The organism is Protofrankia sp. Cas4 (assembly GCF_963555915.1).
GTDB lineage: Bacteria > Actinomycetota > Actinomycetes > Frankiales > Frankiaceae > Protofrankia.
Genome location: NZ_CAUVXL010000139.1, coordinates 1 through 11117 on the forward strand (window position 1 = coordinate 1; position 11117 = coordinate 11117).

Below are 11117 nucleotides of genomic sequence, written 5' to 3' on the forward strand. Positions count from 1 at the left end.
CGACTTCGCACTCGACCGGGAAACCCGCGATCGACTGTTCGCGAACGGCCAGGCCGCGGCCCGAAAATTCCTCAGCAGCAGCGGCGAGTCCGGGCTCAGCGACCACCAGGATTCCTACTGAGCGCACCTCCCGTATGACGGAGAGCAAGGTGGGCGGCGTGCGCACCCCCCATCCCGTGCACACCGCCACCAGGCGGTGTCGCAGCCGAGCACAGGTACACCCCGGGCAGTGGTGTGGCCCACGGCCGGGCTGAGAGCACCGGGCGGGCAATGAGCTGACGCAGATCGGCGGTGCCACCGCCGATGTCCCCGCCGATCTCGTTGGCGTTGTGCGCCTCCAGCGCCTTCGGTGACATCGTGTGCCGACCCAGCACCCGGTCCCGGAACCCGGGTGCGAACCGCTCCACCTGCGCTTCGATCGCCTCGGTCATGTCAACGGTGGAACCGGACGGCACATGGCAGTAGGCCCACGCGGTGTGCCGCCCGGCGGGGGCACGGGAGGGATCCGCGACACCGGCCTGTACGAACAGCACGAACGGGCGGGAGGGATGCCCGCCGCGGGCCACCGTCCGTTCGGCCGCGGTGACCTCGGCGAGGGTGCCCCCGAGGTGCACGGTCGCGGCGCCGGCCACGGACGGGTCCCGCCACGGCACCGGACCGTCCAACGCCCAGTCGACCTTGAACACACCCGGCCCGTACCGGTAGCGGGCCAGCGCGCGCCGGTAGCCGGCCGGCAGCCGGTCGCCGGCGACCGTGAGCACCTGGCGTGGGGTCAGGTCGAGCAGCACCGCTGCCGCCGGCGGCAGCTCGGCGAGAGACCGCACCGGGCTGTCGGTGACCAGCTCCCCGCCGAGCCGGCGCAGCCGTGCGATCAGGGCGTCCGCGAGCGACTGCGACCCGCCGACGGCCAGTGGCCAGCCGACAGCATGCGCCAGCACCGCGAGGAAAAGCCCATACCCGCCGGTGATGGGTTGGCCCAGGTCGAGCATGGAATGGGCGGCGAGGCCGGCGAGCAGCGCGCGGCCACGATCGCCCCGCAGCGCCAGCCGGGCGAGCATCGTCGCCGGCCACAGCCCGCGGGCCCCGAACCGGGCCAGCGTGACCGGGGCCGGCGGGGGCAGATCGAGCGGGGCGAGCAGGCCGGTGGCGAGGCGGTCCGCGTCGGCGGCGAGCGGGGCGAGCAGTCGGCTCCACCCCGACCGCGCCCCGAGATCGGTGTCCGTCTGCACGACATCGCGGTGCAGCAGCGCCGCCGGCGCGTCCTCAAACGGGTGCGCGAGTGGCACCGGCGGATGTGCCCAACGCAGGCCCTCCGCCGCCAGTGGCAGCGCACGCAGCGCAGGCGAGGCCAGCGCCAGCGGCAGCACGGTGGCGCATACATCGTGTCGGAACCCCGCCAGGGTCAGCTCCTCGGTGCGCAGCCCGCCGCCGGCGGTCGGCGCGGCTTCGATGACGAGCACCCGCCAGCCGGCTTCGGCGAGCGTGACCGCGCCCGTGAGCCCGTTGGGACCGGAGCCGACGACGACCGCGTCGAACCCGTCCGCACTCGCTGCCACGTCGGCAGGGTATCGCCCGGCGCAGGCCCCATCGAGAGCCGTCGAGCAGTCCAGCTGGCGGTACCTACAGGCCCTGCGATCGAAGCCAGTCCAGGGAGGTCTGGGCAATCTCGCGCCAGCCATGGTCGACGGTCAGGGAATGACCACGGTCGAACTGCTTGAGGTCGGTCACCGCGCTCGAATGCCGGTAGCACTTGACGGTGGCGCGGGCGACCGCATCGGGAGCCGTGTGATCCTGGCGGCCGGAGATGATGAGCAGTGGACCGCGGGTCGAGTTCTTCACGTCGACCTTCGCCGGGGAATTCGGCGCGACGTTCGCGGTCGCGGCTTCGAACAACGGGCGGGCCGGGGACGGGATCGTCCACATGTCATACAGCTCGTCGGACTCCTCGCGGCTCAGCTCGTTGCCGAATCCATACCTGAACTCCTGCTTGTTCGGGACGAAACTCTTGGTAATATTCAACGGATTCCGCAGGACCGGGAACGCGGACTTGAGCTGAGCGACGGGCAGCGGCAGAACACCTCGGATCTGCGCTGGATCGATCGCGATCGCGGCCGCGGCCAGATTCTGGCCGAGCAGGCTCTGCGCGATGAGACCGCCGAAGGAGTGGCCGATGACGATCGGCTTGGCGGCGAAGGTCTGCAGAAATTCGCCGTGATGACTGATGATCTCGCTCAGTCCCTTGCCGGCCTGCGCTTCCGGGTTCCCACGGGCCTCTTCGACCGTGGCGCCGGCCCCTGGCCATTCGGGAGTCGCCGTCTCATAGCCGGCTTCTGTGAACAACTCGGTCCAGTTCCGCCAGCTCGTCGAGTGCAGCCACAGACCATGGATGAACACTACTGGCACACTCAGCGTTTTCATGATCCTGCTCCCCCTCGACAGTCCCGACCAGTCCACCGACGCACAAATGAATAGTCAAAGCCGATGAAGTCAGAACTGTCAAGGGGGGCGGATACGATCCACCTATCTCAGGTCACCTACGTAGGTCACCTATCTCAGGTCACCTATCTCAGGCGTGGTGCCGACATGTCATGCTAGTAGGTTGATACCGGTTCGGCCGGCAGCCCGACCGGGAACCGCCTGGAGGTGACCCGCCGATCACATGCGAGCTCCAACGGAGCTCTCAGTTGAACGTATAGACGGGGAGGTTCGCGGTGACGATGTGCTGGTGGAAGCTGAAGACCGCCGGGTCCGTCGGGTCGACCGTAGCGCTGACCCAGTGGTTGAGCGAGCTACCGAACGTCATCACCCGGGTGAAGTTCTCGATCACATTCCCCGCGTCATCACTGAGCGGCTTGTCCACCGTGAAGTAGTGGCTGTCACCGTTGACCAGAACAACCGGCTTACCGAAGTCGACCGCCGCGCGGGCCAGCAGGGCCTTGGTGTCGGCGAAATGATCGGTCGGGTCGGTAGTCGTTCCACCCGGGGTAGTGGGATTGTCACCAAACATGTCGGCCTGCAAAGTGATCATGACGGCTGTCGAGCCGCTCGCCTTTGCCGCCGCAAAGGAATCGGTGATCCACTGTAGGTTGGCAGCGTTACGCGCGGCATACTCCGCGTTGGCCTCGGCCTGCGGGCCGTCCTTGACATCACCGTCGGGAATGTAGTTGTTGTTGCTGCCGGGGACGTTGATGCCGACGTAGGTCACCGGGCCACGCGTCCAACGCACGTTCTCCGGGTACTGCGGGCTCTGCCTCGTCAGCCGGATGGTACGACTCCCCAGGCTCCGGTTGTCCGGAAAGAAAACCTGGCGGAGGTAGTTCAGACGGTCGACCGAATCGAACGTCGGCCCCACGGTGGACGGCCGGTCACAGTCCGTCCACTCGTTGTCGCCAGGAACGTAGACGACCGGATCCCGGAACTGGCTGAACAGATTCAGGGAGTATTTGTAGACATCCGGCTGACCAGCCTGCTGCGCGGAACCGTCAACATCTGCATAGCACGGCTCACTGCCGTTCTTGATGTCGCCGTCGAATACGGAGAACTCCAGGTTCTGGGAGTTCATGTCGGCGATGACGTTGGGATACTGCGCCCGGCCCTTGGGACCGTACGGCATGTCGCCGAAGAGCCCGATCTCGTAACTCCGCGGGTAATGCTGGGAGTCGTGTCGATCGGTGTCATTGGAATTGGCGCTGGCCGCGGTGGCGGTCACGCCGGCGGCAACACAGCCGAACGCGAGAATCACAGCAGTTAATCCGACGACCTTGCGACGGGAGGTCATGGATGACCTTTCTGACGATGAGACGGGTACTGGGAACAAAGCAGCGGAGAACGACGTCCACGTGATGCCCGGACGAACGCCTCGCGTCCGCAAGATTGCAGTTGTCATACTCGGTGCCGACTCGACACCGCCAGGCCGCCCACCACACACCCAGTTGATCGTACGCTACCCACGGTCAACGTAGCCGACGCTGACATCGACCGACGGTGACATCTCCAAGCCGTGACTGATAGCAACGATGTGGGGTTTTTGATCGAGAGAATGTTCTGGCCCTCCACACCGAGCGCGGCGCAGCGCCCGGCAGCGTCGACGGTGCGCCCGCCGTAACCTGGGCCCATGGTCAACCGTCTGTACTTCCGTCAGCTGCTGTCCGGGCGCGACTACGCCGTCGGCGACCCGATCGCGACTCAGATGGTCAACTTCACGTACCTGATCGGCGATCAGGAAACCCGGGACGCGGTCGTGGTCGATCCGGCGTATGCGATCGACGACATCCTCGCGGCCCTTGCCGGTGACGGCATGCGGCTCACCGGCGTGCTGGTCACACACCATCATCCCGATCATGTCGGTGGCGAGATGCTCGGTTTCTCCCTCCCCGGGCTGCACGATCTGCTCGGCCGCGTTCAGGTTCCCGTGCACGTACACCGCGACGAAGCCGAATGGGTGCGGCGTACCACCGGGGTCGGCGCCACCGACCTGGTCAGTCATGACCACGACGACGTGGTCGATGTCGGCGCGGTGGCCATCCGGCTGCTGCACACCCCCGGGCACACGCCCGGAAGCCAGTGTTTCCTGGTGAACGGCGGGCGACTGGTCGCAGGCGACACGCTTTTTCTGGAAGGCTGTGGACGTACCGACTTTCCGGGCGGTGACCCCGACGCCATGTACACAAGTCTGCGAGCGCTGGCCGCGCTCCCGGACGACCCGGTCGTCTTTCCCGGGCATCTCTATTCAGCACAGCCGTCGGCGCCAATGTCGACGGTTCGGCGCGACAATACCGTTTTCCGGCCTCGTACCATCGAACAATGGCGGATGATGTTCGGCCGGTAATCCGACCGGGACGCATTGTCGACCGGGACGCGCTCGATGCCTGGTGACCGGGCAGCCACGGGACCGACGGCAAGCCCGGACACCACGGACGACCGCCCCCGTCGACGGAACCTGTCGATCATGCTTCATGTCGCGGCGGCCCCGGCGATGTTGCGCTCCGTGCCGATCCCGCCGCCAATTCATCGGCATTACCAGTAATACCATCCTGGGTTCAACCGATTACCCAACGAATTCTCCGCCGCCGTGACCTGGATCCCCCTGCCGATCCGCAGATGCGTGGGATAGCCCACCGGCCGGCCCCACCAGAAGCTGTGTGCGTTGACAACGTTCAGTCGGCGTGGCACGGTACCAGGACACCCTTACGCCGTAAGTCAAGGAAGAGAAAGAAACCCGCCATGGCCACGAACGCTCTGCCGGCAGGCACCGTGTCCGGCCGCTGGGACGGCGACGAATCGCTCCACCGCAACTACTTCAGGTAGTGGAAGCACGGGCTGCCAGGGGCAACGGTCGTTGCGTTGGTGACCTTCCGTTACCAACGGATCCGCTAGCACGAGAAGTTCAAGCTCGGAACGTCGAACGCCGTCGACGGTGAGCGCACCACCCGCGAGAGGTCCTCGGCGTCGCCGCTGCCGACCCGAAGACCGCGACCCGAAGACCGCGATCCGCAGCCACGGACGGGCCCGCCTCCCCGCCCGTGGCTGCGGATTCGCCGTAGCAGTCGCAGTACCCCGCACCGTCATCCCTATCTGTGCCGCTCCCGCTCTTGCGTGACGTGACGACCCAGATTGCGACTCTCTGTCATCGCGAGGTGGGTTCGCAGGCGCCGGATTAGCAGCCGCGTGTAAGTTCTCAACTGCTCCGACCCGGCCCGTCCGGTCCCCTTGTTCGCCGAATGACCGGATGGTGATCTGCCGGGCACGTGTCTCGCGCAGCCACAGGTCCCGTGAACCGAGGACGGACAGTAGCCAACATGGCGAAGAGCAACCGAGCCGGCACCCGCCAGCCACTCAGTCGTGAGCGGATCATCGATGCCGCTGTCCGACTCGTCGATCGCGACGGCGTCGACGCGCTCAGCATGCGCCGTCTCGCTGGCGTGCTCGGAGTGGAGGCTATGTCCCTGTACAACCACGTTCCGAACAAGGCCGCGGTACTCGACGGGGTGACTACGGTCATACTCGATGAAATCGATATAACCCCGGCGACGATCGGACCATGGGAAGACCGGGTCCAGGCCATTGCCAATGAATTCCGCCGCGTGGCGCTGGCTCATCCTGCTGCCTTCATTCTACTGGCCACCCGGCCGGTGCGCTCGAAAGTGGCTATCCGGGCGTTCGATACCGGGGTGGCTCTGCTGGCTGACGCCGGCTTCGACAAGGCCACCTCCGTCCACGCGATACGCGCCATCGTCGCTCTTCATACCGGGGCCCTCCTGCGCGAACTCGCCGGCGGCGGCAGTTCGCTGGTCGAGCGGTCCCCATCGCCTGGGGTGTGGGCGCGACAGATCGAGGAGCTCCAGGCGGGCGGCTTCCCCGCGCTGGCCGCGGCCGTTCCCGATCTTGCGACCTGTGATCATGACGAGGAGTACCGGTTCGGGATGGAGATACTCCTGGCCGGGCTCCGCCAACGTCTGGGCCGGTAGCAGAAAGGGAGCGCGATCACCGAAGGATCACTGAACGATCACCGGGCGATCACCGAACGGCGCGATGCGGGTGGGCTGGCAGTGGTTTCGGCGTGATGTGCCCCCCATCTGACCGTTCGGTGATCGCCCGGGGACGGCCACGCGATTGGGTTAGGCCGCCGGACCTCGATCGCGGTGGTCGAGGTCCGGCAGTCGGCAGTCGGCAGCCGGCAGGTGCGGCAAAGCGGCAGGGGCTCGAACCGCGGGGCTCTGGCGGCGCCAGCCCTGGCGGTTGACTCACGAGGAGGTCCGCATGGTGGGTGAGGAGCGTCCCGGTACCTCCGCGTGGCGACTGCGGGCAGCCGCCCTTGGGTGTGTGACGGCGTGCATGACCGGCTCCGCCGTCGCGATCGGTACGGGGACCCCTGCGTCCGGTATGGCGGGTGGTCTCCTCGACGCCACCATCGTCCCGGGTCCGGCCATCCGTACCTTCGCCGCTCCCGGCCTGGTCACCGCGGCGACCGGCAGCCCCATTCCCTCGCAGCGATCCGGTGTCGCAGACCGGGTCACGCCGGGTGTGGTGCGCATTGTCTCCACGCTCGCCTCGCAGAGCGGGTCCGCCGCGGGAACCGGCATGGTGCTGAACTCCGCCGGTGAGGTGCTCACCAACAATCACGTCATCCAGGACGCCGCAAGCATAACCGTCACCGTCGCCAGCACTGGACGCGCGTATCCAGCCGCGGTCGTCGGCGCCGACGCAACCAATGATGTCGCCGTGCTCCAGTTGCGCGGCGCTGCCGGGCTGACCACAGTGCCGATCGGAGACTCGGCGAAGATCTCGATAGGCGCTTCCGTCGCAGCCGTCGGCAATGCCGAGGGTGGGGCACCGACCGTCGTCACCGGCGCTGTCACCGCCCTCAACCAGAGCATCACCGCCACCGACCCCGGTGGCGGCAACGCCGAGCAGCTGACCGGCCTCATCAGGACCAACCTCGCGATCAAACCCGGCTTCTCCGGTGGTCCGCTGGTCAGCGCGGCGGGTCAGGTGGTCGGTATGGACACCGCTGCCACGATGTTCAACGAGTATCTGCCGGCCGGGATGCGGGCCGGGTACTCCATCCCGATCAACCATGCGATGGCTGTCGCTCATCAGCTCGAGGCCGCAAAGCCTGCGGGCACCGCGGGCACCGCGGGCAGTGCGGGCACCGCGGGCAGTGCGGGCACCGCGGGCACCGCGGGCGGTGCGGGCACTACGGGCGGTGACGATGGCCGTGGCGCCGCAGCCGGTACCGCAACCGGCACTGCGACCGCTGCCCGGCCCGGCTCGCCCGCCGCGCGGGTCGTGATGACAACGGCTGCCAGGCGCACTGGCGACGTCCAGAACGAAGGCGAAGACGGCGCCGACGGCCGGCGGAATGCTCCGGTCGCGCCGGTGCGCGCGATTTTGCCGCAGGTCGGCCAGCGGCCCGCGCGGCCCAGCCGTCGCCGGCCCGGCCGGCAGTCCGGGTCCAGCCAGCCGCGTGGATGAGAGCATCCGTCTGAACCATCGGACATGTTCAGCCGTGATGAGAAGGTGACGGCTCGCCGGGACGAGGAAACGGTCCTACGCGCGCTCCAAGAGGAGCACGGTAGCGCTGTGTTCACCTATGCGAACCGGCTGACGGACGGGGACCGAGGACGGGCCGAGGACATTGTGCAGGAGACGTTCCTGCGGGCATGGCGACGCCTGGACGCGGTGGCGGACCCCGATCGCGGCTCGATCCGGTCCTGGCTGCTCACTGTGGCCCACAACATCGCGTGCGACCAGTACCGGGCACGGCGGTCACGGCCGTACGAAGTGTCGCATGTCGATGTCACGGAGGTCCCCGCGGCGGACGACATCGAGCGTGCGATGGAGCGTTGGCTGGTCGCGGACGCGCTGGCAACGCTGAGTCCGGCACACCGCGCGGTGATTGTCGAGACCTTCTACCGGGGCCGGTCGGTGGCCGAGGCCGCCGAAGCTCTGGGCGTTCCGGTCGGGACGGTGAAGTCACGGGCGTTCTACGGGCTCCGGGCGCTGAAGCTCGCCCTGCGGGAGCGGGGAGTGAGCAGATGAGGTGCGAGCAGGCTGAGCTGACGCTCGGTGCGTTGGTCCTCGGGGCACTGGAGCCAGCCGAACGAACCGCGGTTCAGGCGCATCTGGCCGGCTGCACCCGCTGCCGGGACACGCTCAGCGAGTTTGCGGAGCTGCCCGGGCTGCTGTCGAGGCTGAGCCCCCAGGAGGCGGCATCAGGACTGCCCGCACCATCGCCGGACCTGCTACCGCGGATGGTCACGGCCGCCCGGGCGGTGACGGCGCAGCGCCGCCGCCGCCGTCATCGACTGCTGGCCGTTGCGGCAGCCGCAGTGGTCGCGGTGAGCGGCACTGCCGCAGGGCTGGGCATATCCGGGTCCGACCCCCCGGCACGCACGGTCGTGTCCGCCACGGATTCGACGACACGGGTGCATACGACGATCTCGTTCGCACAGGTCGGCGTCGGTACCAGTCTAACGATCACTGTCAGCGGGGTGCCGTCGGAGGAACACTGCCAGCTGGTGGTGGTGGCCACTGACGGCACACGTGAGGTCGCCGCCACCTGGGTCGCGACCTACGCCGGGGATGCCCGGGTCCAGGGCAGCACACGGCTGCCGCGCGAGAAGATCCGTGAGGTACTGGTGATGACCGACGACGGCCGCCGTCTGGTGAGCGCACCGCTCTGACTCCGCCGGTGGCCCGCCTGTCACCTGCCGCTCGCCGCCCGCCGACCTGTCGCCGGCTGTGCCGACCCGCGCGGGGGTTGAACCGCCGGGCGGGCCCGGACGTGATGAACAGTGACCACTCGCCGGGACGAGCGACGGCTGTCCTCCGGCGGTCAGAGCGAATGGGAGCCGTGATGAAGAAAATCAGCATGATCGTGTCCACCATGGCGGTGGCCACCGTCCTCGCCGCGTGCGCAGGCAGCAGCGACGACGGTGCCGGGAGTAGCTACGGCACCCCGGCCCACACGACGCCTGCCACGGGCGGTGGGGCGGTACCTTCTACCGGCGGTACGGCGGTATCGACGGCGGCGACCGTCGCTGTCGGCCCGACCAAGGTCGGTAATGTCCTGGTCGGCGCCGGCGGACGGACCCTGTACCTCTTCGAGGCAGATAAAGGCACCACATCGTCGTGCAGCGGAGCCTGCGCGGCGGCCTGGCCGCCATACGTCGCCGCGGGCGCGCCCACAGCCGGCGCCGGCGTCACTGTCGCTCTGCTCGGTACCACGGCCCGACCTGACGGGACGCGGGAGGTCACCTACGGCGGCCACCCGCTCTACTACTACGTCGGTGATACCAGCCCCGGGGACGTCAACGGTCAGGGAATCAACGGGTTCGGCGCAAAATGGTATGTTCTGGCGCCCTCGGGAAACAAGATCGACACCGATTAGGCAGACGGTCACGGTCAAGGCGGCAGTGCCCCGACGACCATCATGATGAAATGTCCATCAATGCCGGTTGAACAGCCCTCTTTTCGGTGCATCACCACGTCCTAGTAACCGCGACGACAGTCGACCACGTTAAGCAGGCGCTCACCGGCCAGCCATCGACGGAGCTGATGGGCGAAGAGAACCTCGAGCCGGGACCGACTGCTCGGGGAGCACCAGGTGTGGTGCGGCAGGACGACCACATTCGGCCGCTGCCACAACGGATCCGTCGCAGGCAGCGGCTCCTGGCTGAAGCCGTCGAGAACGGCCCCGGCGATGCGGCCGGCGTCCAACAGGGCGATCAACGCATCCTGGTCGATGACCGGACCACGGGAAATACTGATGATCCACGCATGGGACGGCAGCTGCGCGAGTTCCCATTGACCGAGCAGGCCCGTGGTCCGGTCGGTGAGCGGGAGCGTGCACACAAGAAAGTCCGTGTCAGCGAGCATCTCCCGCCACGAGCCGTCGTGCACGACGGCCGTGACCCCGGCCACCGCCCTGGCTCGTGGGCTGCGGGTCACGGCCACGACGTCAAGCCCGAGGGGCTCCAGTAGCCTCGCTACCTCCGTGCCGATCGAACCCAGACCCAGTAGCAGCGCACGCCGGCCCACCAGATCCCGCGGAACGATGCTGGTATCCCAGATACCGTGGGCGCAGCGCCCGAGGAAGTCGACAAGCCTCTTACTTGCCATGAGCACACCAAGCATGACCCATTCGGCAATAGGTCGGGCATGTGCGCCCGCCGCATTCGTCAGTACTATCTGCCGAGCCGCCAGTTCCGCCAGTGGCAGGTCGTCGACCCCCATCGAGTCGGAATGAATCCAGGCGAGTCCGGGGTAGGCATTCAAACACGCCCGCAGCCAGAACCGACCATTCTCCGCGCCGGGTCCACCGCTGCGCCACAATACCGCCGCCTGGTCGGCCGTCAGGCCCAACCGACCGGGCATGTGCGGGTACACCGCGAGCGGCAGTCGGCCTCGCCTCTTCATGTCGCCGATCGATCTGGCCCCGGCTGCGGTGGTCACCACATGGACGGATGGCACCTGCGAACGCTACCTCGACAGTGGCGAGCGGCGCCCCACCGTCGACGGTCCGCGCAGAAGGCCGGCTACGACCCGACACGGCCGATCCGGGCCGTTCGCACATTGTGTCCGCCGTACCTTGTGTCCGGCACACTTGGCGTCCG

The 11117-nt window shown here is 67.7% G+C and carries 10 protein-coding genes; 6 read left to right on the forward strand and 4 right to left on the reverse strand.

Annotated elements, in window-relative coordinates; genetic code table 11:
* Positions 1–95: 95 nt before the first annotated feature.
* The 3 genes from U9979_RS13145 to U9979_RS13155 form a co-directional block, all read right to left on the reverse strand.
* Positions 96–1556 carry an NAD(P)/FAD-dependent oxidoreductase gene (locus tag U9979_RS13145; RefSeq protein WP_322779607.1) on the reverse strand — a complete coding sequence of 487 codons (1461 nt, stop codon included), beginning with the start codon at positions 1554–1556 and terminating at the stop codon, positions 96–98.
* 64 nt (positions 1557–1620) lie between these two features.
* Complete coding sequence (locus tag U9979_RS13150; protein ID WP_322779608.1) at positions 1621–2418, reverse strand: alpha/beta hydrolase; 798 nt, start codon at positions 2416–2418, stop codon at positions 1621–1623.
* Positions 2419–2680: 262 nt separating this feature from the next.
* A complete protein-coding gene (locus tag U9979_RS13155) occupies positions 2681–3778 on the reverse strand; it encodes a hypothetical protein (RefSeq protein ID WP_322779609.1) in 1098 nt (365 codons plus the stop codon).
* 336 nt (positions 3779–4114) lie between these two features.
* On the opposite strand from U9979_RS13155, the gene U9979_RS13160 reads away from it, so the two are divergent.
* From U9979_RS13160 to U9979_RS13185, 6 genes are all read left to right on the forward strand, one after another.
* Positions 4115–4828: an MBL fold metallo-hydrolase gene (locus U9979_RS13160; RefSeq protein WP_322748599.1), complete on the forward strand. Its 714-nt coding sequence runs from the start codon at positions 4115–4117 to the stop codon at positions 4826–4828.
* A 970-nt stretch (positions 4829–5798) separates the two neighbouring features.
* A complete protein-coding gene (locus U9979_RS13165; RefSeq protein WP_322748598.1) occupies positions 5799–6467 on the forward strand; it encodes a TetR/AcrR family transcriptional regulator C-terminal domain-containing protein in 669 nt (222 codons plus the stop codon).
* Between the two features lie 292 nt (positions 6468–6759).
* Positions 6760–7974 (forward strand): S1C family serine protease, encoded by a 1215-nt coding sequence (locus U9979_RS13170; RefSeq protein WP_322779610.1) that lies wholly within the window; start codon positions 6760–6762, stop codon positions 7972–7974.
* A 24-nt stretch (positions 7975–7998) separates the two neighbouring features.
* Positions 7999–8541, forward strand: a complete 543-nt coding sequence (locus U9979_RS13175) for a sigma-70 family RNA polymerase sigma factor (protein ID WP_322748596.1) — start codon at positions 7999–8001, stop codon at positions 8539–8541.
* A complete protein-coding gene (locus U9979_RS13180; RefSeq protein ID WP_322779611.1) occupies positions 8538–9185 on the forward strand; it encodes a zf-HC2 domain-containing protein in 648 nt (215 codons plus the stop codon). Before U9979_RS13175 ends, U9979_RS13180 begins: the two co-directional genes overlap by 4 nt.
* 173 nt (positions 9186–9358) lie before the next feature.
* A complete protein-coding gene (locus U9979_RS13185; protein ID WP_322748594.1) occupies positions 9359–9892 on the forward strand; it encodes a hypothetical protein in 534 nt (177 codons plus the stop codon).
* 101 nt (positions 9893–9993) lie between these two features.
* Here the strand turns inward: U9979_RS13185 and U9979_RS13190 are convergent, their stop codons facing one another.
* Positions 9994–10920 (reverse strand): D-2-hydroxyacid dehydrogenase, encoded by a 927-nt coding sequence (locus U9979_RS13190; RefSeq protein WP_322748593.1) that lies wholly within the window; start codon positions 10918–10920, stop codon positions 9994–9996.
* Positions 10921–11117 lie beyond the last annotated feature (197 nt).